The 22,899-nt window shown below is 60.9% G+C and carries 18 protein-coding genes and 1 pseudogene; 3 read left to right on the top strand and 16 right to left on the bottom strand.

Going from position 1 to position 22,899, the window contains the following annotated elements; translation table 11 throughout:
• Window positions 1-10: 10 nt before the first annotated feature.
• From HX803_RS22670 to cyoA, 9 genes are all read right to left on the bottom strand, one after another.
• On the bottom strand, window positions 11-982 hold the full coding sequence (locus HX803_RS22670) for a proline dehydrogenase family protein (RefSeq protein WP_178923666.1): 972 nt from the start codon (window positions 980-982) through the stop codon (window positions 11-13).
• 4 nt (window positions 983-986) lie between these two features.
• On the bottom strand, window positions 987-2,057 hold the full coding sequence (locus HX803_RS22665; protein ID WP_178923665.1) for a fatty acid desaturase family protein: 1,071 nt from the start codon (window positions 2,055-2,057) through the stop codon (window positions 987-989).
• 270 nt (window positions 2,058-2,327) lie between these two features.
• On the bottom strand, window positions 2,328-3,035 hold the full coding sequence (locus HX803_RS22660; protein ID WP_178923663.1) for a LuxR family transcriptional regulator: 708 nt from the start codon (window positions 3,033-3,035) through the stop codon (window positions 2,328-2,330).
• A gap of 196 nt (window positions 3,036-3,231) precedes the next feature.
• Window positions 3,232-4,317, bottom strand: coding sequence for a pyridoxal phosphate-dependent aminotransferase (locus tag HX803_RS22655; RefSeq protein ID WP_178923661.1), 1,086 nt, complete (start codon window positions 4,315-4,317; stop codon window positions 3,232-3,234).
• 144 nt (window positions 4,318-4,461) lie between these two features.
• Window positions 4,462-5,349, bottom strand: a complete 888-nt coding sequence (gene cyoE, locus HX803_RS22650) for a heme o synthase (protein ID WP_034100500.1) — start codon at window positions 5,347-5,349, stop codon at window positions 4,462-4,464.
• 11 nt (window positions 5,350-5,360) lie between these two features.
• Complete coding sequence (cyoD, locus tag HX803_RS22645) at window positions 5,361-5,702, bottom strand: cytochrome o ubiquinol oxidase subunit IV (RefSeq protein WP_016979640.1); 342 nt, start codon at window positions 5,700-5,702, stop codon at window positions 5,361-5,363.
• Window positions 5,702-6,328 (bottom strand): cytochrome o ubiquinol oxidase subunit III, encoded by a 627-nt coding sequence (locus HX803_RS22640; RefSeq protein WP_058426759.1) that lies wholly within the window; start codon window positions 6,326-6,328, stop codon window positions 5,702-5,704. Before HX803_RS22640 ends, cyoD begins: the two co-directional genes overlap by 1 nt.
• 3 nt (window positions 6,329-6,331) lie before the next feature.
• The gene (gene cyoB, locus HX803_RS22635; protein WP_176996976.1) at window positions 6,332-8,350 is read right to left on the bottom strand and encodes a cytochrome o ubiquinol oxidase subunit I; all 2,019 of its coding nucleotides are present in this window, start codon (window positions 8,348-8,350) and stop codon (window positions 6,332-6,334) included.
• A 3-nt stretch (window positions 8,351-8,353) separates the two neighbouring features.
• Window positions 8,354-9,295 (bottom strand): ubiquinol oxidase subunit II, encoded by a 942-nt coding sequence (gene cyoA / locus HX803_RS22630; protein ID WP_176996975.1) that lies wholly within the window; start codon window positions 9,293-9,295, stop codon window positions 8,354-8,356.
• 27 nt (window positions 9,296-9,322) lie between these two features.
• Here cyoA and HX803_RS32970 point away from each other — a divergent pair.
• A pseudogene (locus HX803_RS32970) lies at window positions 9,323-9,613 on the top strand (hypothetical protein).
• A gap of 473 nt (window positions 9,614-10,086) precedes the next feature.
• Here the strand turns inward: HX803_RS32970 and HX803_RS22625 are convergent.
• Both HX803_RS22625 and hmpA read right to left on the bottom strand, forming a co-directional pair.
• Window positions 10,087-10,593, bottom strand: a complete 507-nt coding sequence (locus tag HX803_RS22625) for a disulfide bond formation protein B (RefSeq protein ID WP_178923660.1) — start codon at window positions 10,591-10,593, stop codon at window positions 10,087-10,089.
• Window positions 10,594-10,742: 149 nt separating this feature from the next.
• Entirely contained in the window at window positions 10,743-11,924 is a 1,182-nt protein-coding gene (hmpA, locus tag HX803_RS22620) for an NO-inducible flavohemoprotein (RefSeq protein WP_178923659.1), read from the bottom strand.
• Window positions 11,925-12,071: 147 nt separating this feature from the next.
• On the opposite strand from hmpA, the gene norR reads away from it, so the two are divergent.
• Complete coding sequence (norR, locus tag HX803_RS22615; RefSeq protein WP_178923658.1) at window positions 12,072-13,619, top strand: nitric oxide reductase transcriptional regulator NorR; 1,548 nt, start codon at window positions 12,072-12,074, stop codon at window positions 13,617-13,619.
• Between the two features lie 48 nt (window positions 13,620-13,667).
• Here norR and HX803_RS22610 read toward each other — a convergent pair whose 3' ends face one another.
• Entirely contained in the window at window positions 13,668-14,570 is a 903-nt protein-coding gene (locus tag HX803_RS22610; protein ID WP_178923657.1) for a DMT family transporter, read from the bottom strand.
• 138 nt (window positions 14,571-14,708) lie between these two features.
• Here HX803_RS22610 and HX803_RS22605 point away from each other — a divergent pair, with 138 nt between their 5' ends.
• Complete coding sequence (locus tag HX803_RS22605) at window positions 14,709-15,581, top strand: helix-turn-helix domain-containing protein (RefSeq protein ID WP_178923656.1); 873 nt, start codon at window positions 14,709-14,711, stop codon at window positions 15,579-15,581.
• Between the two features lie 3 nt (window positions 15,582-15,584).
• Here HX803_RS22605 and HX803_RS22600 read toward each other — a convergent pair whose 3' ends face one another.
• From HX803_RS22600 to HX803_RS22585, 4 genes are all read right to left on the bottom strand, one after another.
• A complete protein-coding gene (locus tag HX803_RS22600) occupies window positions 15,585-18,089 on the bottom strand; it encodes a LuxR C-terminal-related transcriptional regulator (RefSeq protein ID WP_178923655.1) in 2,505 nt (834 codons plus the stop codon).
• A gap of 181 nt (window positions 18,090-18,270) precedes the next feature.
• Complete coding sequence (locus HX803_RS22595) at window positions 18,271-19,638, bottom strand: DUF1329 domain-containing protein (protein ID WP_178923654.1); 1,368 nt, start codon at window positions 19,636-19,638, stop codon at window positions 18,271-18,273.
• A 24-nt stretch (window positions 19,639-19,662) separates the two neighbouring features.
• Entirely contained in the window at window positions 19,663-21,429 is a 1,767-nt protein-coding gene (locus HX803_RS22590; protein WP_178923691.1) for a DUF1302 domain-containing protein, read from the bottom strand.
• 498 nt (window positions 21,430-21,927) lie between these two features.
• Entirely contained in the window at window positions 21,928-22,839 is a 912-nt protein-coding gene (locus tag HX803_RS22585) for an SDR family oxidoreductase (protein WP_178923652.1), read from the bottom strand.
• Window positions 22,840-22,899 lie beyond the last annotated feature (60 nt).

Genomic DNA, 22,899 nt, shown 5'->3' with positions numbered 1-22,899 from the left:
GATGTCCTTTTCAGTAATGAGTGGCGGTTTCGGAAGGGCGCGGCGACGCCACGTCGTCCAGCGCGAGGAAAATGTTCTGGGGGAATTCAGCGACGCGGTGCAGCAGGTGCAAATACCAATTGGTGCCGTACACCGCCGACACGCGGGTCTTGACCTGGCCAGCGTCCTTGACGGCCTTGATCAACTCAGGACGCACGCCGTGGAGCATCTCCAGCTCGCCACGGCTGGCGATGCCGCTGGCGAGGATCTGCTCGACCAGTAGCGGGTCCTGGGTGGCGAACGCGTAGTTGCTGCTGGCGCCGTTGATGCGGTCGAGCAGGCCCAGGTAGCGCTCGTTCAATTGCGCACCACGGGGCAAGGCAATGGCGGCCGGCTCGGCGTAGACGCCTTTGACCAGGCGCACCTTGCAGCCGGTGCCGAGGATCTCGCCCAGGTCATCGGGCGTGCGGTTCAATTGCGCCTGCAGGGTGATGCCCAGGTTGGGGAACCGCCCACTCAGGTGCATGAAGATGTCGAGGATCGAGTCGGTCCACTGGGACCGCTCCATGCTGAGGATCACGCCGACGTCCTTGTCGGCCGCATGGGTGAGGATCTTCGAGCAGTTCTCGATTGCCAGTTCCCGGGAAATGATGGTGCCGACGTTGGACAGGTCGAAGCCCAGTTGCGGCGGTTCGCTGAGTGTCGGGTGCAGCGCCATCAGGTCGATCAGCTTGAGGTATTCATCGGTGGCGGTGGTCACCTCGGCCAAGGTGGTGGCCTCTTCGCCCACGTATTCCACACCGGTGCGATAGCCCTTGCCCTGCAGGGCGGCGAGCTTGTCGAGCATCTCCAGGCGGTCTTCGGAAATGATGTAGCGCAAGGCGGCCGGGCGCAGGAAATCACGCAGGGTGTCGCTGGCCAGGAACAGGTCGCGGTAGGTCTTGTTGGCCGCCAGTTTTTTCAGGGCCAGGGTCGCCAGCAGGCTGTTGTCTGTGTCGTTCATGGTGTCAAACCCCGTAGGCCTGGTTGAGCATGCGACGGGCGAAGCTTGAGTCGTCGGCATGATTGGCAATCTTGTGGGCGCGGAACTTGGCCGCGTAGCTGAGCATGGTTTCCTTGTGCGGGCTGTGGCGATCGCGGGTAAAAATCCCGGCCCACAGGTTGTCCCAACGGGCGTACTCGGGGTGCGACATCAGCAGCTCGTGGGCCTTGCGCATGTTCCAGTGGGGAATGGCCGGGTGCAGGTGGTGCACCAGGTGGTAGTTGTCGTCGTGGCGGCCGAAAAAGAAGTTCTCCAGTGCATTGCCCTTGCGGTTGCGGGTCAGCAGCAGCTTCTCGGTTTCAGCGGCGGGCAGCGGGTAGTGCTCGGCCAGCTCGATGATCCAGCCCACGGCCACGGCGGTGGTGAACAGCGGTACGAGCCAGAACAGCAGCAGCTCGGTGACCACGCCGAAGCTGGCGGCCACGGCGAAGATCGCTGCCCAGTAGGTCCACAGCATGAGGCGTTCGTTGCGGATCTTCTTGTCCGAACCCTGGGCCTTGACGCGGTCTTTGATGATGTAGCGGATGTACTGCAGGGTGCGGTAGCCGGACAGGGCCAGCAGCACATTTTTCAGGAAGAACTCACGCTCGCTCTGCTTGACGTCGTACAGCCCGCATTTGAGGTGGAAGTTGTAGTCCGGGTCTTTTTCCGGGTGGCCCAGGTGCACGTGGTGGTTCTTGATGTGCGAGATGCTGTAGGACTGGTGCAGGTGGAAAATCAAATAACCGGAGAGGAACGTGCCGGAAAACCAGTTGATAAAGCGATTTTTGGCCAACATCTTGTGCGCCGACTCATGCAGCACGTTGGCCAGAGCGCGTTGGGTGGTGCCAATCAGAAACAGCGAAACCGGGTAGAACCAGTAGCTGATCCCCAAGGACAGGTAGATGGCAAACGCGATGATGGCGTAGTCCTTGCCCAGCGCGACGGCCCAGTGATAGTTATCTTTTTTGCATAAGTGCTTGAGCATCCCGAAGGTCTCGCGGGAGATACCCGCGGCGTATTCGCCAGCAGCTTCTTTGTTCTGATTGACCAGCATAATCACTCCATTAATTAAGCGGCACGCTGTAACACCCAACCCGCGCGAGTGGCACTGGACTTCCTGGCTCATTACCGGCTCGGGCATTTTTTTAGGTATTACAGCTAACGTTTTTTTTGCCTGAGCTAGACTCATCGGCTGCGAAAAAAACTAAAGCACCGCCCTATCGCTAACAAGCTGCCCTTTTAGACAGGTAGGCCCCAATGCCACGCGCACGCGAACGCGCGCCTGCGAAAAATCGCAGGCGGGCGTGGGATTAACAGGTGTGGGTCAGGCTTGTTCGCGGATATAGCCCAGTTGCAGGGCCTTGCGAATGGCAGATTTGCCGTTGGTGACGTCCAGTTTGTCGAAGACGTTTTTCATGTGGAACTTGACCGTGCGCGGGCTCATTGACGTCAGCAGGGCAATTTCGTTGTAGGTCTTGCCCAGGCTGGTCCAGGACAGCACTTCGGTTTCACGGGGGGTGAGGACGGTCTGCTGGGTCTGTGCGGGCGCACAGCTCTCCAATGCCTCGTCGTACACCGAGACCAGCAACATCTGCAGCTCGCTCTTGTTGGCCAGCACGGTGTCGCGAAAATGCTGGCCCTCGCCGAAGCTGCACAGGTTGAGGATCGAGTAAAACCCACGGTTGCCGTGCACGATAAAACTCGCCCCCTCCCCCACCGGCGCGCAGGGCCCGGGAACCGGGACGGCCTCTTCAGCCGGGGCCAGCAGGTTTTCATCGCTCCAGAAAAAAGGTTTTACCCGGCCCTTGGACAAGGAGAGCAACTGGCCACGCTGATAGAAGTCGTCGGCGGAGTCCGCTCGCTCCAGGGCGTCGGGGTAATTGGAGATGATCTCCGCCTCATCCAGCGTCGGCCCGCATTGATAGACCTCGAAGTGCCCAAGCCCCCGTCGGGTCAGCTCGGCATCGAGCAGTTGGCGCACGTCGGCAGGCTGCATGGGCGTGCTGTTATTGGGTTGACCATTGCTTCGCATGAATCTCGTCCCTGATGAGTGACTACGGGTGAGCCTAGCGTTCTGGCCAGGGCGCTTCAATCCCAAAGCTCCCGATTCAGAGTCGACTCACCCAGTAGGAAATATCCCTACACAACAAGAAGAATGAAACATGCCCCAAACGCCTTGTCCAGTGGTTCCCATGGCGAGCCGACCATGGGCACGGGATTCACCTGGCTCAGACCACCTGCGCGGCAAACACCTCACGGAAGCGCTGCATCTGCTGTGCACTACCAACGGTTACTCGCACCCACTGCGGCCAGTTCTTCCACACCCGCCCGATCAACACGCCGTGCTCGGCCAGCCGCTCGATGACCTGCTCGGCGGGGCGTTTCACGTCGATCATGAAGCAGTTGCTGGCGGACACCGTACAGGTGAAACCGCGCGCCTTGAGCCAGGCCACCGTCTCATCCCGCGCCCGGGCGTTGAGCGCCTTGCGTTGGGGCAACAGCTTCACGTCTTCCAGGCTGGCATGGGCGCCCAGCAGGCTGGAACCGGCCGGCACGTTGTCGCCGCCGAACACCGCCAGCCGCTCCAGTAGCGCCGGGTGGCCGATCGCCAGGCCCACACGGGCGCCGGCCAGTCCGTAGATTTTCGAGAAGGTCCGTAGCACCAGCAGGTCGTCGTGCTCCTTGACCCAGCTGATGCAACTGGGCGCATCGGAGAAGTCGATATAGGCCTCGTCCACCACCAGCACGCTGCCTTTGGGCTTGTTTGCCAGTGCCTCGCGGATGGCGTCGGTGGGGGTCAGGGTGCCGGTGGGGTTGTTGGGGTTGCACACGTAGAGCATGCCGGCCTGGGGGTCGGCAGCGAGCATGGCGGGAATGTCGTGGGCATGCGCGGCGTCGAGGTCCACTTCCTGCACGGGCGCCTTCCAGTTTTCGGCCGCCTGGCGCGGCACTTCATAGGACGGCGTGGCCATCACCAGGCCACGGGTGGTGCTGGTGAACGCCAGCACCGCATAGCGCAGGGCCGCCATCGAGCCGGAAAACACCGCCACCTGGTCTTCGGCAATGCCTTGTTGCTGGGCGAACAGTTCGGCCAGCGCATACATATGACCATAGGGATACAGCGCAGCAGTAGCGATCCCGCGCTGCATGGCCTCCTGCACCGCGCCGGAGGGGCCGTAGGGGCTTTCGTTGTAGTTCAGCCGCAGCCTGTCAGCCTTGGCCGGTGGCGGGCTGGCAACGGCCCAATCCAGGCGCCCCAGCAATGGCAGGGCTGCGCCCACGGTGAGAAGGGACCGGCGACTGACGCTGAACATGGAGCTACTCCTTGTAGGCGGGCGATGAATTCTCACTACTCATTCAGAGGGGTATGACGAGAATGGTCCCGGCCGATTTAACCAGCGCCCAAGAAAAAGCCCCGCGCTTCTCTCGAAGGCGGGGCTCTTTCACTGCAGGACCACTCAGTGAGCGTAAGTCAGCAGCAGCTCTTTCGGCACTTGGAAATCCAGGGACATCATCACGCTGAGCGCGGTGATGGTGAAGATCGAGAACACGAACAGCTTGCGCGCCCAGACGGTGTCATCCACCGCCTTGTAGCCGGTCCAGGCCATGTACAACCAGTACATGCCCATGGCGGCGGCGACGGCGAGGTAGCTCATGCCGGCGTAGCCACTGAAGGTCAACATCAAGGTCGCCACGAGGAAGGCCAGGATGTAGAGCAGGATGTGTTTCTTGGCCACCTGAATGCCACGCTTGACCGGCAATACCGGAATCGACGCAGCCAGGTAGTCATTGAAGCGGAAAATCGCAATGGCGTAGGAGTGCGGCATCTGCCACAGGCTGAACATCACCAGTAGCGTCAGCGCGGCCATGTCGAAGCTATTGGTCACAGCCACATAACCAATCACCGGCGGCATCGCCCCCGACAGACTGCCCACCAGCGTGCCGTGAACCGACTTGCGCTTGAGGTACAGGCTGTAGAGGCCGACGTAGATGACAAACCCGATCACGGCAAACAGCGCCGCCAACGGGTTGGCCACCTTGTACAACAGTGCCACACCGGCAACACCCAGGACGGTCGCGTAGACCAGTGCCAGTTTCAGGGAGATTAAGCCCTGGACCAGCACGCGGTTCTTGGTGCGCTCCATCTTGATATCGATGTCACGGTCGATGCAGTTGTTGAACACACATCCGGAAGCTACCACCAGGGAGGTGCCGATCATTGCAGCCAGGAAGATGGCCAGATCGACATGTCCCTTGGAGGCCAGGAAGAAACCGCCCGCCACAGAAAGCACGTTACCGAAAATGATCCCCGGTTTGGTGATTTGGATAAAGTGCTTAAGCGACATCGGGTCTTACCTCACTTCGCCATCATGAACGTATGGATGCTGAACATGATCCATATCGACAGGCCAACCAGCAGCACGATTACGATCCCTGCGAACACGAAGGCAACCACGTTATCGCGCTGTTCCTTGGAACGATCCAGGTGCAGGAAGTACACCAGGTGAACCAGAACCTGAATCACCGCGAATGCCAGCACGATCATCAAGGTGATCGACTTTGGCAGGGTCGGGTACATCACCAGACCAAACGGGATGAGCGTCAGGATGACCGACAGGATGAAGCCGATAGCGTAGGACTTTACGCTGCCGTGGCTCGCATCATGGCTGTCATGGTCATGGGAGTGTGCATTAGCCATTACAGAGTCCCCATCAAGTAGACGACGGTGAATACGCAGATCCAGACCACGTCCAGGAAGTGCCAGAACAGGCTCAGGCAGGTCAGGCGAGTCTTGTTGGTGTTGGTCAGGCCGTGTTTATTGACCTGATACATCATCACCGCCATCCACAGCAGGCCAGCCGAAACGTGCAGACCGTGGGTGCCTACCAGCGTGAAGAACGCGGACAGGAAGCCGGAACGGTGCGGGCCGTAGCCTTCGGAGATCAGCAGGTGGAACTCGTTGATCTCCATGCCGATGAAGCCCAGGCCGAACAGGAAGGTCAGTGCCAACCAGCTCAGAACGCCTTTCTTGTTGCCCTTGTAGAAGGCCAACATGGCGAAGCCGTAGGTGATCGAACTGAACAACAGCAAGGCGGTTTCGCCGAGCACGTAAGGCAGTTCGAAGATGTCGTGGCCCGACGGGCCACCCGCTACGTTGTTTACCAGTACCGCGTACACCGCGAAGATCGACGCAAACAAGATGCAGTCGGTCATCAGGTAGAGCCAGAAACCGAAAACGGTCATTGGCCCCGAGTCGTGGTGATGGTCATCGTGCCCATGGTCATCGACATGGGCGTGTCCAGCATTGGTCACTAAGTTCGACATGGTTTAAGCCTGTTCCAACGAGGTTTCTACACGGTTGGCCGGAATCTTCTTCTCGGCTACCAGGCGAGCGTGCTGCTCGGCTTCGATGCGCTCGATCGTCTCGACCGGCACCATGTAGCCTTGATCATCACGGGCAGCGTGAATGATGAAGTAACCGATAGTGCCCACCAGGCTCACGATCGCCAGCCACCAGATGTGCCAGATCATCGCGAAACCGAACACGGTCAGCAGGCCGCCCATCACCACGCCAGTGGCGGTGTTGTTTGGCATGTGGATCGGTTCGTAGTGCTTCGGACGCTGGTACGCAGTACCGTCTTCCTTGGCTTCGGTGAACGCATCAATGGTGTTCGCAGTAGGGATCACGGCGAAGTTGTAGAACGGCGGTGGCGACGAAGTCGACCATTCCAGGGTGTGGCCATTCCATGGGTCGCCAGAGTCGCAAGCGTTTTGCTTACGGTCACGGACACTCACGTACAGCTGGATCAGCTGGCAGGCAATACCCACAGCGATCATCACCGCACCGAACATGGCGACGTACAGGTACGGCACCCACTCAGGGTTGGTAGTAGCGTTCAGACGACGGGTCATGCCCATGAAGCCCAGCGCGTAGAGCGGCATGAACGCGACGAAGAAGCCCGAGATCCAGAACCAGAATGCAGCCTTGCCCCAACCTTCGTGCAGCTTGAAGCCGAACGCTTTCGGGAAGTAGAAGCTGAAACCAGCGATGTAACCGAATACAGCACCACCGATGATCACGTTGTGGAAGTGAGCGATCACGAACAGGCTGTTGTGCAGGACGAAGTCAGCACCCGGAATGGCCAGCAGTACGCCGGTCATGCCGCCGATGGCGAAGGTCACCATGAAGCCCAGGGTCCACAGAACCTGGCTGGTGATACGCAGACGGCCGTGGTAGATGGTGAACAGCCAGTTGAATAGCTTCACCCCCGTCGGGATGGAAATCAGCATGGTCGCCAGGCCGAAGAAGGCGTTGACGCTGGCACCCGAACCCATGGTGAAGAAGTGGTGCAGCCACACCATGAAGCCCAGTACAGAGATTGCGCCCGATGCGTAGACCATCGAGTGGTGACCGAACAGGCGTTTGCCGGTAAAGGTCGAGATCACTTCAGAGAAGATACCGAACGCTGGCAGGATCAGGATGTACACCTCAGGGTGACCCCATGCCCAGAACAGGTTCACGTACATCATTGGATTGCCACCAAGTTCGTTGGTGAAAATGTGGAAATCCAGGTAACGGTCAAGCGACAGCAGCGCCATGGTAGCGGCCAGGATCGGGAACGAAGCCACGATCAGGACGTTGGCCCAGGTGCAGGTCCAGGTGAAGATCGGCATGTCCATCAGTTTCATGCCAGGGGCGCGCATTTTCAGTACGGTGGCCAGGAAGTTGACCCCCGTTAGCGTCGTCCCGAGCCCTGATAACTGTAGCGCCCAGATGTAGTAGTCCACACCCACGCCCGGACTGTACTGAATGCCCGACAGTGGCGGATACGCAACCCAACCGGTCTTGGCGAATTCGCCGACGCCCAGGGAAACGTTGATCAGCACAACGCCGGAAACCAGCAGCCAGAAGCTCAGGGAGTTCAGGAACGGGTAGGCAACGTCACGGGCACCGATCTGCAGCGGCAAGGCAAGGTTCATCAGGCCGGTGAAGAATGGCATCGCCATGAAGATGATCATGATCACACCGTGAGCGGTGAAGATCTGGTCATAGTGTTCAGGTGGCAGATAGCCAGGCGAACCCTCGGTGGCCATGGCCAGCTGGGTACGCATCATGATGGCGTCGGCAAAACCACGCAGCAGCATGACCATGGCAACGATGACGTACATGACGCCGATTTTCTTGTGGTCGACCGACGTCAACCACTCGGTCCACAGGTAGGACCATTTCTTGAAATAGGTGATACCTGCTACGAGCGCCAGACCACCCAGCGCGATCATGGCGATAGTCACCATTACGATCGGCTCGTGGAACGGGACCGCATCCCAACTTAATTTACCAAACATCGTTTACTCCTCTGCCCCAGCAGTTGAATGCGCGCCCGTTTCAGAACCTTCAACCGCGGCCACTTCTTTCTTCTCGTGCTTGACCGGCTTGCCTGGCTTCATACCTTCGTACTTGTCGACGATTTTCTGAAACAGGTTCGGCTCGTACGTGGAGTACAGGGCGACTGGGTTGTTCTGGCTTGGTTTGGTCAGGGCATCGTATTCAGCTTGATCAAGCTGTTTAGGTGCGGCCTTGACTTCGGCTACCCAGGCGTTGAAATCGTCCTGGCTCGTCGAGATCGCTTTGAATTTCATGCCGGTGAAGCCAGCACCGCTGTAGTTAGCGGAGATGCCTTCCATTTCAGCTTTTTCGTTGGCGATCAGGTGCAGGCGAGTCTGCATGCCTGCCATCGCGTAGATCTGACCGCCCAGGGCTGGGATGAAGAACGAGTTCATCACGGCGTCGGAGGTGATCCGGAAGTTAAGCGGGGTGTTCTCTGGGAACTTGATCTCGTTGACCGTGGCGATACCCAGGTCCGGGTAGATGAACAGCCACTTCCAGTCCAGCGCGACCACTTCGATGTTGATCGGCTTGACGTCGGATTCCAGCGGACGGTACGGGTCCAGCTCGTGGGTCGACTTATAGGTGATGTAACCCAGGGCGATGATGATGAGGACCGGTACCAGCCACACCGCGATTTCAATCTTGGTGGAGTGCGACCACTTGGGCGCGTAGGTAGCGCTGGTGTTCGACGCGCGGTATTTCCAGGCGAAGGCGAAGGTCATGATGATCACAGGGACCACGACCAGCAGCATCAGCAGAGTAGCGGTGATGATCAGGTTGCGTTGATCCAGACCGATCTGTCCTTTTGGGTCCATCAAGGTCCACTTGCAGCCTCCGAGCATTAACATCATGCCAAGCAGCGGCAAAAAGCCTAGTAATCGGGGGTACCTGTTTTTACTCATCTCACGACCTCTAAAGCAGCTTGCGCAATGCAGTTGGGTTTTGATCGCCAACACTTCACCCTGCCAAGGGTTGGCATTTCTCTTCGATTGAATAAGAGCCTGCCCGCTACGCCATAACGGAGCGTTTCACGGACCTGCGGTGAGTTCTTATTCGATTTCGTGGTTAAAGGCCTTGTTACAGACCAATTCCATTTGGTGCGGATAGTTGAAAGGCTGCCGGAACCTGGGGTCGCACAGAGCCATCCATCTGCCCCTCGACCGCTCCAATGCTCAAATATTGAACAGCACCGGACATTCAGTGCGGGCGATTGTAGTTAGCTAGCGATGTATAAACCATGTCTTATAAAGAAATAATTTTTATCGATTACAGCAATAATCCTTCACCATTATTGCAACGGTTCGCGATCTTATCGCGTTCGATTCTCAACAAAAACCACAAAAATTGCCGTGTTATTCGGTAAACCGTCACATCCCTTACACGCTGTAAGGGCATGCGAAACGGATCCAACCCCCCATAAAACAAGGCATTCGGACATCACCGAACGGCTCGGACGACAGGCGTTTCGCGGGATCGTTCAAACGACGAACTGACAGCACACATCACGCGCCCGAGGCAAATTTAATAGGTTGCGCATTGGGTCAGAAACGTCCTGCGACAGGTTCCGTGTGACAACATGTCGCACGCTGCGCACGCCCGAAATTGCTCCTCGTCACGGCAATTTCACAAATTCCTACACAGCAAAACGCCCCGGCCTCCCATCAGGAGAACCGGGGCGTTTTGCATAACCGACTCAGGCCCTGCGTTGGCGATTACGGTAGATGCCCAGCGGCACCAGGATCACCGTCAGCACGAACGCCACCAGCGCCCACTGCGCCAGGGACAGGCCGAGGATCGGTGGGTACGGCGTGCTGCAGAAGCCATCCACCTGGAACCCCAACGGGAACACCTTGGCCAGGGGCAGCTCATCGACGATCGGCTGCAGCACGTCCACGCCGCAGCTGACCTCTGGGAAGAACTGGGTGTACACATGATGACCGGCCGCCGCGACGCCACCCAGGGCGCTCAGAATCACCAACCCTTCGAACAGCGTGACCGCGCCTTTGGTGCGCATGGCCGCGCCGATGAACGCGAACACGGCAATCAGCAGCAACGCATAGCGCTGCAGGATACACAGCGGGCAAGGCGCCTCGCCCAACACCACCTGCATGTACAGCGCACCGCCGATCAGCGCCAGGCAGATGATGCCCAGCAACACCAGAAAGCGCCGCTCCCTGCCTAAACGCAATTCGTCACTCATCTCGGGTTCCCTTTGTTTGGTTGTGCCAATGGCCGCAAGTTTACACACAGAGAGTGGTTTAAACAGAAGGGGGTTAACGGGGGATTAATCGGGGGGAATAGAGAAACAAATGTGGGAGTGGCACCGCCACTCCCACATTTTTGACCGCGTTATTCCAACGCCGACGCCGGGCCGAAGAATTCATAACGGCTTTGTTTGTCCGGCACACCCAACGCCTTGAGGTGGCGCTTGACCGCGCCCATGAAACCCTTAGGCCCCAGGAAGTACGCATCCACATCACGCTGCTCCGGCAACCACGCCGCCAGTTGCTCCTGGGTCAGCATGCCCACCTTGTCTGCGGCCGGGCTGATGCCATCGTCCTCGGCATAGCAGTAAAAGCGCTTGAGCTGCGGGTGCTTGGCGGCCAGGCCGTCCACCCAGTCACGGAACGCATGCACCCCGCCGTTACGCGCACAATGGATAAAGTGCACCGGGCGCTCGGTGGCCAGGGCCGCTTCCAGCATCGGCAGGGTCGGCGTGATGCCCACGCCGCCGCTGATCAGCACCAGCGGTTTGTCACTGGCCGCCAGGGTGAACTCGCCCGACGGCGGGAACAGGTCGATGGTCGCGCCGACGTGCATCTGGTCATGCAGGTAGTTGGACACCCGCCCACCGGCTTCGCGCTTGACGCTGATGCGGTACAGGCCCGCATCGCTCAAGGCCGAGAGGGAATAGTTGCGGCGCACTTCTTCACCGTCGAGCACCAGCTTCATGCCAATGTATTGGCCAGGTGCAGCCGCCAGGATCGGGCCATTGTCCACCGGGGCAAAATAGAAGGAGATGATTTCATCGCTCTCCTCCACACGCTTGACCAGGATGAACGGCCGCGCACCGCGCCAGCCGCCCGGGGCCTGGGCTTTTTCGTCGTAGATGGCGGCTTCGGCGCCGATCAGGATGTCGGCCAGTTGGCCATAGGCGGCGCCCCAGGCACTCATCACCTCAGGCGTGGCGATCTCGCTGCCCAGCACTTCGGAAATCGCACGCAGCAGGCAGGCGCCGACGATCGGGTAGTGCTCTGGCAGGATCTGCAGGGCCACGTGCTTGTTGATGATCTTGGCGACGAGGTCGCCCAGTTGGTCCAGTTGGTCGATGTGCCGTGCGTACATCAGCACGCCGTTGGCCAAGGCGCGGGGCTGGTCGCCACTGGCCTGGTGGGCCTGGTTGAACAGCGGGCGAACCTGCGGGTACTCGGAGAGCATCATGCGATAGAAATGGGTGATCAGCGCTTCGCCGCCGCTTTCCAGCAGGGGCACAGTGGATTTGACGATGGCACGGTCTTGGGCACTAAGCATGGCAGACTCCTGGGTCTTTTGACTGATTGCCTTTAGATACTCAGTATTCGTGCCAATTTTTTAATCCTTATATTTCAATGACTTGAATAATTTATAGTCATTTTGACTTCCTACACCGTATAGTCATAAGGACTACAAGGAGTCATTATGACTGCACACTCCCTGCTCACCACCCTGCTCCCCCTGGTCGCCGACCTGTCCCGCGATCTGCCCGAAAGCGAGCGCTACCGCCGCCTGCTGCAGGCCATGCGCGCCCTGCTGCCCTGCGACGCCGCCGCGTTGTTGCGCCTGGACGGCGAGTGGTTGGTGCCGCTGGCGGTGGATGGCTTGAGTGCCGACACCCTGGGTCGACGCTTCAAGGTCAGTGAGCACCCACGCTTTGAGGTGCTGCTCAGCAGCCCCGGCCCGACCCGCTTTGACAGTGACAGCCAACTGCCCGACCCCTACGACGGACTGGTGGACGGTATGCACGGGCACCTGGAAGTCCACGATTGCATGGGCTGCCCGTTGTTTGTCGACGACCGGCCGTGGGGACTGCTGACCTTGGACGCCCTCGACACTGAGCGTTTCGAACGGGTCGAACTGGACGCCCTGCAAGCCTTCGCCAGCCTGGCGGCGGCCACGGTGAATGTCGCCGAGCGCATCGAACGCCTGGCCCTGCGCGCCGAAGATGAACACCAGCGCGCCGAAATCTACCGCCAGGCCAGCGGCCAGCAGCACAAGGAAATGATCGGTCAGAGCAAGGCACACAAGCGCCTGGTCGAGGAAATCAAACTGGTGGGCGGCAGCGACCTGACGGTGCTGATCACCGGCGAAACCGGCGTGGGCAAAGAGTTGGTGGCGCAGGCGATCCATGCCGCGTCCGCACGCGCCGACAAACCGCTGATCAGCCTCAACTGCGCGGCCCTGCCGGAAACCCTGGTCGAGAGCGAACTGTTCGGCCACGTGCGCGGCGCCTTTACCGGCGCGCTGAACGAACGCCGTGGCAAATTCGAGCTGGCCAATGGCGGCACGCTGTTCCTGGACGAAGTGGGCGAGTTGTCCCTGACCGTGCAGGCCAAGCTGTTGCGCGTGCTGCAAAGCGGTCAGTTGCAGCGCCTGGGGTCGGACAAGGAGCACCAGGTGGATGTGCGCCTGATCGCCGCCACCAACCGCGACCTCGCCGAGGAGGTGCGTAACGGCCGCTACCGCGCCGACTTCTACCACCGCCTGAGCGTGTACCCGCTGCAAGTGCCGGCGCTGCGCGAGCGTGGCCGTGATGTGTTGTTGCTGGCGGGTTACTTTCTGGAGCAAAACCGCTCGCGCATGGGCCTGGGCAGCCTGCGCCTGACCAGCGATGCCCAGGCGGCGCTGCTGGCCTACAACTGGCCAGGTAACGTGCGGGAGCTGGAACATTTGATTGGCCGCAGCGCACTCAAGGCCCTGGGCAATTGCCGCGAGCGGCCGAAGATCCTCAGCCTGAGCGCCCAGGACCTGGACCTGCCCGACGTCAGCGCGCCGCCTGCACTGGAAGCCGCGACCGAAACAGCCCCCGTGGTCACCGGCGACCTGCGCCAGGCCACCGAGGAGTACCAGCGCCAGGTGATCAGCGCCTGCCTGGAACGCCATCAGCACAACTGGGCCAGCGCCGCCCGAGAACTGGGACTGGACCGCGCCAACCTCGGCCGCATGGCCAAGCGCCTGGGCCTCAAATAGAAAGGTCAACACAATCCAAATGTGGGAGCGGGCTTGCTCGCTCCCACATTAGATTGTCTTCGCCTTTAAGATTACGTTCGCAGGTTTGGGCTTTCGAAACACCAACACATTGCCCAACATCACCAACACCAACCCCGCCAGCGCGGGCGCGGTCCATTGGTAGCCCTCGGCAAACGCCGAGACGTTCAGCGCCACCACCGGGAACAGCACGGTGCAGTACGCCGCACGCTCCGGGCCCATACGCCCGACCAGGGTGAGGTAGGCGGTAAAGCCGATCACCGAGCCCGGGATCACCAGGTACCACAGGGCGCCGATATAACGCGCGCTCCAATCCATGTCGAACGGGATGCCGCGCACCGCGCAGTAGGTCGCCAGCATCGCCGCCCCGTAAGCCATGCCCCAGGCGTTGGTGGTCAGCGGCTTGAGCCCGGCCTTCTGTTGCAGGCTCGAGAGCATGTTGCCCGCCGAGAAACACATCGTGCCGAGCAACGCCAGGCCTAACCCCAGCAAGGTCTGCGGGCTGGCGGTATGCCCGACCAGTTCCGGCCAGAACAAGAAGCCCAGCCCCAACAAGCCCAGCGCGCCGCCCATCAATACGTTGCGCGCTACACGTTGGCCAAAGAACACCCGGGCATTCAGCGCGTTCCACAGCGTGGCGGTGGAAAACACCACGGCCACCAGGCCGCTGGGGATCCATTGGCTGGCGGTGAGAAAGCACATGAAGTTCACGCAAAACAGGCACAAGCCCTGGGCCAGGCAGATCAGGTGCCCGCGTCGGTTCATCACCTGCAACTTGCGGCTGAGCAACAACAGCGCAAACAGCACCAGGGCCGCGAGGCCAAAGCGATAGACGATCGACACGGGAATCGCCACAACGCCCAACTGCCATTTGAGGGCGATCCAGGTGGTGCCCCAGATCAGCACGGTGAGTAAATACAGGAAAAGGTTCATGGTGGGCTCCGGTGATTGAGCCACAGTGTCCCTCGCAGCCAGCCCCGATCTCTTGCACATTCTTGCGCTTTTGTCGGATCACGGGATCACAGCGCAACCCGCGCGGAGTAGGATGCAAGGCGTCGGAGAATACACACCATGCCTGATCTGCAATCCCTGCAAGTCTTTCAAGCCCTCAACCGCTCGCCCCACGCTCGCCTCGAAGCCTGCGCCGAGCTCGGTGACGGCTTGTCGGCAGCCTTGTGGAGCAACCACCACGACTCCCAGGATTACCAGGCGCCGGGCCACCATACCTTGTCGTGCTATATCGGCGGCGGCACCGGCACGTTCCGCCGCGACCAGCCGGGCACCAAGGGCGGCCCCGACAAGCTGTGCATCCTGCCGGCCGAACACCGCTCGGCCTGGGTGATCAACGGCGAAATCCGCCTGGCCCACGTGTATTTCAGTCCGGAGCAGTTTGCCCTCGGCTGCGTCACCCTGCTCGACCGCGAGCCCCGCGAGCTGCAATTGCGCGAAAGCACCTTTCTTGAAGACGCCCGCCAGGCCCAACGTTTTCACCAATTGATCGCGCTCAACTGGCAAGAACCGGCCGAGCGCTTGCTGACCAGCAGCCTGGCCCATGAAATGCTCAGCCACACCTTGCTCAGCCAGGTGGGCGCACGTGAAGGGTTGCGCTTGAAAGGCGGGCTGGCCGCACACCAGCGGCGGCTGTTGGTGGACTACATCGAGCATCACTTGGAAGAGCCGATCAGCCTCGGTCAACTCGCCGGTTTGTGTGCGTTGTCGGAATACCACTTTGCGCGGATGTTCCGCCAAAGCTTCGGCCTGCCGCCGCACCAATACCTGCTGGCGCGCCGTCTGGCCCGCGCACAAGCCTTGCTGCGTGGGGGCACCCTGCCGCTGGGCGAGATCGCCTGGTTGTGCGGCTTCTCCAGCGCCAGCCACTTCACCCACCGTTTCCGCCAGGCCATGGGCGCGACGCCCGGGGAATACCGCCAGGCGTTCGCTTAACCTTCAACCGCCCATCAAGCCCAATGTCTTGGCCTTGGCCACCGCTTGCGTGCGCCGCTCCACGCCCAGCTTGCTGTGAATACGCCGTGCGTGGGTCTTCACGGTGTGCAGAGAGATAAACAAACGGTCGGCGATTTCCAGATTAGAGTTGCCCAGGGCAATCAATTGCAGCACCTCCAGCTCGCGCTGGCTCAGCGGGTTGTCCACCGCACCGGCGGGCGTCGCCTGTGGCTCCAGGCCCAGCTCACTCAACAACCCGGGGGAACGCAGGCGCAACTCGCGAATGGCTTGTTGCACCTGGCAACGCCCTGCCAACTCCAAGCCCGCACGCAACGCACTGCGGGCCTGGACGGCGTCACCCAGTTGCCAAGCCACCTCCCCCAACACCAACTGCAGCTCGGTTTCCAGGCACAGCATGCCGCGCTCGCGGGTGGCGTCGAGCAAGGCCGTGAGCCGTGGGATCGGTTGCTCGGCGCAGCCCAGTCTGACCTCGGCCAATACCAGCAGGTATTCCAGGCGCGGTATCAATTCCAGCGTGGCCGGCGGCGCCTGGCGGGCGTTTGGCCCACGGAAGTGGCGCAACACCCGGCGAACCGCTTCCACCGTCAATTCAGCGCGACCTTGCTGCAACCAGAAATGCCCGCTGACCAACAACAACACCGCGCGATACACCGTGTCCGGTACGTGGCGTTGTTGCATCAAGCGCTCGGCCTCACGCAACTGGATAAACGCCTGGGCGTAATCGCCACGGTTCGCCGCCAACAATGCCAACCCAAGAAACCCGTACAGCACGCGCTTGTCCTGACTGTGCAGGCACATCTTCAAGCCCGCGTCGAAACACTCGGCCGCCAATTCATCCTGGCCTTGGCGCAACGCCAGGTGCCCGCGCCGCAACGCGATGCGCCCCACCAGCGGGCCGGCCTTCAGCCGCTGTTGAAGCAACCTCGCTTGCACTTGTTCGAGCAGGCTTTGTGCCCGGTACGGCGCGCCCCGCTGTTCGAGCAATTGCGCGTGATCCAGTTCCAACAGAGACTCCAGCAGCAGCGAGCCGTGGGCACGCGCCAGGCACAGCGCCTCACGGCTCAAGGCTTGGGCGGTATCGAGCTCGCCGCGCAGCAAGGCTTGCTGGGTCAGCCCCGACAAGCACATCAGGCGTGACGTCCACGCACTGTCGGGCAAGGCTTGCAGCGCCTCCAGAAAGTGCTCGCGGGAACGCTCGGCATCGCCGCCCAGGTGCAACAACCAGCCCCACTGCGCCTGCCAGCGCGCCAGCAGATAACGTTGCTGGGCCGCCGTCGGTTGCGGCGCAAAACGTGCCAGTTGGTCGATACATTGCGCGGCCTGCTCAAAGCGCCCGGCGAACAGCAACGCAGCCGTGACCAGCCCGACCAGTTGCGCAGAGCCGAGCATCAATTCATCGCCATGCTGCTCGTGCAGGCGCAACAACAACGCGGCGTTCTGCTGGCGGAACAGGTCTTCGAAACTGAAGTGCTGCAACAGGCTCACGGCCACTTCGTACTCTTCGGCGAGCAGCGCCTGCTCGAAGGCGGCCTGCCAGTCCTGCTCGGCGGTGAACCACTGGCAGGCCCGCCGGTGCCAGGAGCGTTTGGCCGGCCAGGGCTCGTCACTCAGTAATCGGGCAAGCGGCGGGAAGACCTGGAGCCAGTCGGTGTCTTCCCAAGGTTGGATAAACGCGCCGAGCGCCTGCAACTCCCGCAGGTAGTGGTCACCGTCACCAAAACCGAACAAGTGCTCGCACAGCCCTGCATTAAAGCGTGGCAGATGGGCGAGTACGCGCCAGGCCTCTGCCAGCTCGGCGGGCAAGGTGCCGAACAGTTCGTGTTGCAGGTAGTCGAACAAGGTTTTTTCGGGGTGGCCGTCCCCCAGCAAAGCGATGCGCACGCCCGCGCACCAGCCGCCGCTGAACTGCATGACACGTTCAACCGACTGCCCTGGCGTATGCCGCAGCAGTGACTGGACCTCCGCCGGGTTGAATGCCAATTCGGCGCCGCACTCCAACAGCTCATCATCGAGCAGCAAGCGTGGCCAGTTGCATAACGGCCGTCGGCGCGCACCCAGCCACCACGTCAGCGCGGGGCTGCTGGAGGTGAACAGGCGGTCGAGCAAGGCGTCGGTGCCTGGCGTGGGTAGACGACAGAAGTCGTCGAGGAATACCCATGCTGGGGTTTGCCATCGGGAAAGGTCCAGCAGCAGCGAGGCTTCATCGGTAAACACCAGGCCAAGGTTTTGCGCCAGCCGCTGGCACAGCTCGAGGGGGCTCAAGACCGCGCCATTGAGTGGCAACCAGTACACCTGGCAACCCACCGGCGCCTGCATGGCGCACTCAGCGAGCAACGCACTTTTGCCGCTGCCACCGGGCGCGCACAGCAACTTCACGCGCACCTGCGCCGCCAGCAACGGTTCGGCCAGGCGCGGGCGCAATAAATGGTGGGAGGACAGCCGTGGCATGAATCCAGGACGGTCCAGGCAGCGTGTCATGGCGGTCATTGCTGCATCCTGCTTTTTTATTGTTATGCAACCTGGCGCCTACCCTAGTCCTGTGGTCGGCGGTTGTTGAAGAAGTATTCAGCGAACTGATTTCAAGCCATAAAAAAGGCCGGAATTCCCAAGGGAGCCCGGCCTTTCTCTGTAGGAGCCGGCTTGCCGGCTCCTACAAGGGGGGGTGCGATCAGCGAATGCCTTCGGACCTCAGGGCTGCCGGGGTGTAGTCCGCTGCTTTTGCCGCGAAGCCGAACACGAAGCTGCTCTTCTCTTCGTTTTTCATGCCCAGGGCGATGTAGCGCCCGGCGATGAGGTCGTACAGGGTTTCCACGGTGTAGGCCGGCACCTGGTGGTCGTAGTAGAACTGCGCATGACCTTCGGCCACCCGCCACAGCTGGCCACGGCCGTCGTAGTGATCCACCAGTGCCACCTGCCAACTGTCTTCGTCGATGTACATGTGGCGCTTGGCGTAGATGTGCCGCTCGCTCGGCTTGACCGTGCCGACCACTTCCCACACGCGGTGCAGCTCATAGCGGGTCAGGTCCTGGTTGATGTGGCCGGCCTTGATGATGTCGTCGTACTTGAGGGTCGGCTGGTCCAGCTTGTAGCTGTTGTAGGGAATGTACATCTCCTTCTTGCCCACCAGCTTCCAGTCGTAACGGTCCGGAGCGCCGGAGAACATGTCGAAGTTGTCGGAGGTGCGCAGGCCGTCGGACGCCGTGCCCGGCCCGTCATACGCCACTTGCGGCGCGCGGCGTACCCGGCGTTGGCCGGCATTGTAGATCCACGCCAGGCGCGGTTCCTTCACCTGGTCGAGGGTCTCATGCACCAGCAGCACGTTACCGGCCAGGCGCGCCGGCGCGGTCACCGACTGCTTGAAGAAGGTCAGCACGTTGGCGCCCTTGGCCGGGTCCATGTCCGGAATCAACTGCGGCACCGCCACTTCTTCCTCGAAGCGGATCGGGGTGTAGCTGCCGTTGGTCTGCGGGGTGGCCTGGGTGATGATGCGGCGCAGGTTGCCACCGTGGTAACGGGTGATGTGGTTCCACAGCACCTCCACGCCATTCTTCGGAATCGGGAACGCGTAGTAGCGGTTGCCGGTGAAGTTCTCCAAGCCGTTGCCGTCGTTGATCGCGTGCACATTCAGGGCGCTGCGCTTGATCGACTCGTAGATGTCCGCCGGCAGGTTGACCGTGCGGTGGCTGGGGTAGACCGGGATCTTGTAGGTCTCGGGGTAGCGCTTGAACATGGCGACCTGGCCGTCGGAGAGTTTGTCCTTGTACTTGTCGACGGTGGCCGCGGTGATCACGAACAGCGGTTTCTCACTGGCGAACGGGTCGGCGAGAAAACCCTTGCTGTCCACCGCGCCGGCGTTTTTCGGGATGCCGCCCGTCCAGGCCGGGATCGAGCCATCGGCGTTGCCGGCCTTTTCCGAGCCCATGGGGGTCAGGGTGGTGCCGAGCTTGGCGGCTTCGTCCGGGGACACAGCGGCCATGACATTGGCGGCCATCAGGCTAAGGGCCAATACGCCGCATTGCAGAATCATCTTGCGCATGAAGTTGTCCTTTTCAAACCGTGATCAGAAGTTCGCACCGACGCTGAGGGACAGGAAGTCGCGGTCGGTCAGGGTGTTGTAGTGGCCACCGAAAAAGTCGGTGTAACTGAGGCTGGCGGTGTAGGTGTTGCGGTAGTCGGCATCGACACCGATGCTCACCGCCTTGGCGCCTTCGTTGAACAGGCCGTTGGGGCCGTAGCCTTTCACGTCATGGGACCAAGACAGGTTCGGCTTGAGGTTGACCCCGGCAAACACGTTGCTGTAGTCGAGGATCGCCCGGGCGCGGTAACCATAGGAGGTGGCGGTGACAAACCCATCGGTATCACCTTGGTAGCCGTAAACGCCGTAAACCGAATCACGCCCATAGCGCAGCTTGCTCTTGGATTCCAGGCCCGCCACATAGGTGACGCCCGCCTCGCCCACCAAGGTCAGACGGTCAGCGCCCAAGACCTGATCGAAGAACTGAGTAAAGGTGGTTTGAGCCTGGGTGATTTGCTTGCGGCGGTAGCCTTTGTTGTCGGCGCCGGCAGAGGAACTGATGACCGAAGTTCCGGGAGTTGCCGGGTTAACCAGCGCCAGCGTCAGGTCGGTGGTGTTCAACTGCACGGGGGCGTTGGGCCGGTAGCTGATTTCGCCGCTCCACGCCGTGCCGGTGGGCAAGGTGGTCGAGAAGCTGGCGCCGTAGAGGCGAATGTCTTCCGGGTATTCGAGGTAGTACTGGCCACGACCAAGCATGACGCTTGATTTGAGCGACGGCAGTAACGCCGCAGGGACAAACCCTGCCATACCGGCCAACGCATTCAGCGTGCCCTGCCCGGCACTGGTGGTACCCACCGTCGGTGTACGGCTGTGGTAATTCATGAAATACAACGCGTACTCAGTGTCGTCCCCCAGCCAGCGCAAGGCACCGCCAAACTGGCCGCCGTCGCGGGCCTCACGGTCCTTACCACGCTGTACCACAATCCCTTCGTTGGTCACTGCAAAGCCTTGCCCGAAAGCCCTGGCCAGCGGCTGGAACCCCGCCGCCGCCGCAGTCCCCACGGTGTAGTTGTTGTTACAACCGTGGGCTACTACGTCATTGCCAAAGAACGTCCCGCAGTTATCCACCACGGTGTTTTCCCAGTTCAACTGGTAGAAGCCTTCCACGGTCAGTTGGTTGGTGAGGCTCTGCGAAGCGAACAGCATGTTCACCGGAATCAGCCCTTCCTTGATCTCCGCACCTGGGCGGCGGAAGGCCGAGACATCGATGGGGTTGATGCTATTGATGGAGTTGCCGATAAAGGTGCTCTCGCCCCAACTGACCACTTGCTTGCCCACGCGCACGTTGCCCGGCAGGTCGGCGATGGAGTAGTTGTGATAGACAAAGGCATCGAGCAATTCGTAGCCGGAGGAGCGTGCGCCTTCATCGCGATGGTGATTGCTGATCTGCTTGAACTCGCGGTCTTCGTCCTGCAACTCAAAGTCGTACCAGTACTTGCCGCGCACGAAGACGCCGCTGTCACCGTACTTGAGCTCCAGGTCGTGAATGCCCTTGAAAATCTTGGAGAAGGTCTCGCCCTTCTTGAAGTTCAGCCGCCCGTCATCCCCGGTAGACGCCTGCCCCGTACCGCCATTGGTCACGCCCACCAGCTTCTTGTCGGCATCGCGCATGCCCCAACTCGCGCCGACCGACAGCGAGGAGTCGAATTGCCCTTCGATCTCGCCAATGTTGAACGAAACAGCCTGCGCCTGGGCGCAGCAACCCAGTGCAACCGCAGCCGCCAGCGCTTGCGGCGTGAAGATGGCGCGCATTGTTGTTTTTGTCATGCGTCTTCCCCGGTGAGTGACAGAAGGCCCCACCCTACTGCCGCACATCAGGAGCGATAAGCGCACCAAAGGGGTATTCGTGCTGTCGCTCAAAAGGATTAACCGGCGCTCCGGCCGGGGTTTTCGCGGGGGCATGGACCGGGTGGATGGCGGGTTATCAGGGGCATGGATGGTGCGCCGCGCAACTGTTGCCAATTCAGTAACAGTCCTTGTCCCGATCCGCTATTACTCATTCTGTTACAACCGAATATGCTTACCGGGCTTTCAGGGCGAACCGCCCGCTTCCGTAACCGGAAGAACAGCTGGATTCAAATGGATTGAGGCCTGTTTTCAATCTGTTATCGGTGTTCACTGACGTTGATTTGTCGCTCCTTGATCCAACGTCTTACTTCGGCCGCTGCCTGTGCAGCGGCCTTTTTTATGCCCCAAATAAAACGGGGCGCTCTCAGCGCCCCGTGGGATTCAACCGTGTTCCAGCAACGATCAGAGGCTGAACTTCTGTAAGTTGGCCATCATCTCCTTCAATGCTTCGATGTTGTCCTTGGGGTGCGCCGCGCCGTGGAAGTCGCAGATCTGCGCCCAATGCGCCGCCACATCGTCAGGGGAGAAACCGGCCTCGGGGTCAAAGCCCACGCCCAGGCTGCGCTCCCAACGGGTCTTGCCGATCCATCCGCCGCCCACCTCGAACAACCCCGAGGTTTCCTGGCACGCCTCGCTGCCCAGGTACACCACCAAGGGGCTGACCAACTCCGGCTTGAGGCGCTCGAACACTTGCGGCGGGATCAGGCCTTCGGTCATGCGCGTGCCGCCCGTGGGGGCAATGGCGTTCACCAGGATGTTGTTCTTGCGCCCTTCCAGCGCCAGGGTGCGGGTCAGGCCATACAAGCCGAGCTTGGCCATGCCGTAGTTGGACTGGCCGAAATTGCCGTAGATGCCCGAGGTGGAGGCGGTGAAGATCACCCGGCCATAGCCTTGCTCACGCAGGTGCGGCCAGGCGGCGCGGGTGACTTTGTAGGCGCCTTCGACATGCACCCGGTAAACCAGGTCCCAGTCGCTGTCGTCCATTTTGTGGAAGGTCTTATCGCGCAGGATGCCAGCGTTGTTGACCACCACGTCGATGCGACCGAAGGCGTCCAGCGCGTTCTGTACGATCTTGTCGCCGTCGGTGACGGAATCATGGTTGGCTTCGGCAATGCCGCCCGCTTCGCGGATTTCGGCGACCACGCGGTCGGCAGCGGAGGCATTAGCGCCCTCGCCCTGGGTAGAGCCGCCCAAGTCGTTGACCAGCACCTTGGCCCCATGCCTGGCGAACAGCAGCGCATGGGCCCGGCCCAACCCGCCGCCGGCACCGGTGACGATCACGACCTTATCCTGGAACTGCACTGACTCACTCATACCGAACTCCGCTGGCGACAATGGGAATGGGTTGAGTGTCAGGCACAGCGCCTGCGGTCA

Origin of the sequence: Pseudomonas sp. P7548, assembly GCF_013386585.1 — a bacterium.
Classification (GTDB): Bacteria; Pseudomonadota; Gammaproteobacteria; order Pseudomonadales; family Pseudomonadaceae; genus Aquipseudomonas.
This window is presented reverse-complemented; position numbering and strand designations above follow the sequence as displayed.

Excerpts from the sequence above, each read along its gene's own strand:
- HX803_RS22670 (WP_178923666.1), bottom strand. The coding sequence starts at position 982 with ATGAACGACACAGACAACAGCCTGCTGGCGACCCTGGCCCTGAAAAAA.
- HX803_RS22665 (WP_178923665.1), bottom strand. The coding sequence starts at position 2,057 with ATGCTGGTCAATCAGAACAAAGAAGCTGCTGGCGAATACGCCGCGGGT.
- HX803_RS22660 (WP_178923663.1), bottom strand. The coding sequence starts at position 3,035 with ATGCGAAGCAATGGTCAACCCAATAACAGCACGCCCATGCAGCCTGCC.
- HX803_RS22655 (WP_178923661.1), bottom strand. The coding sequence starts at position 4,317 with ATGTTCAGCGTCAGTCGCCGGTCCCTTCTCACCGTGGGCGCAGCCCTG.
- cyoE (WP_034100500.1), bottom strand. The coding sequence starts at position 5,349 with ATGTCGCTTAAGCACTTTATCCAAATCACCAAACCGGGGATCATTTTC.
- cyoD (WP_016979640.1), bottom strand. The coding sequence starts at position 5,702 with ATGGCTAATGCACACTCCCATGACCATGACAGCCATGATGCGAGCCAC.
- HX803_RS22640 (WP_058426759.1), bottom strand. The coding sequence starts at position 6,328 with ATGTCGAACTTAGTGACCAATGCTGGACACGCCCATGTCGATGACCAT.
- cyoB (WP_176996976.1), bottom strand. The coding sequence starts at position 8,350 with ATGTTTGGTAAATTAAGTTGGGATGCGGTCCCGTTCCACGAGCCGATC.
- cyoA (WP_176996975.1), bottom strand. The coding sequence starts at position 9,295 with ATGAGTAAAAACAGGTACCCCCGATTACTAGGCTTTTTGCCGCTGCTT.
- HX803_RS22625 (WP_178923660.1), bottom strand. The coding sequence starts at position 10,593 with ATGAGTGACGAATTGCGTTTAGGCAGGGAGCGGCGCTTTCTGGTGTTG.
- hmpA (WP_178923659.1), bottom strand. The coding sequence starts at position 11,924 with ATGCTTAGTGCCCAAGACCGTGCCATCGTCAAATCCACTGTGCCCCTG.
- norR (WP_178923658.1), top strand. The coding sequence starts at position 12,072 with ATGACTGCACACTCCCTGCTCACCACCCTGCTCCCCCTGGTCGCCGAC.
- HX803_RS22610 (WP_178923657.1), bottom strand. The coding sequence starts at position 14,570 with ATGAACCTTTTCCTGTATTTACTCACCGTGCTGATCTGGGGCACCACC.
- HX803_RS22605 (WP_178923656.1), top strand. The coding sequence starts at position 14,709 with ATGCCTGATCTGCAATCCCTGCAAGTCTTTCAAGCCCTCAACCGCTCG.
- HX803_RS22600 (WP_178923655.1), bottom strand. The coding sequence starts at position 18,089 with ATGACCGCCATGACACGCTGCCTGGACCGTCCTGGATTCATGCCACGG.
- HX803_RS22595 (WP_178923654.1), bottom strand. The coding sequence starts at position 19,638 with ATGCGCAAGATGATTCTGCAATGCGGCGTATTGGCCCTTAGCCTGATG.
- HX803_RS22590 (WP_178923691.1), bottom strand. The coding sequence starts at position 21,429 with ATGCGCGCCATCTTCACGCCGCAAGCGCTGGCGGCTGCGGTTGCACTG.
- HX803_RS22585 (WP_178923652.1), bottom strand. The coding sequence starts at position 22,839 with ATGAGTGAGTCAGTGCAGTTCCAGGATAAGGTCGTGATCGTCACCGGT.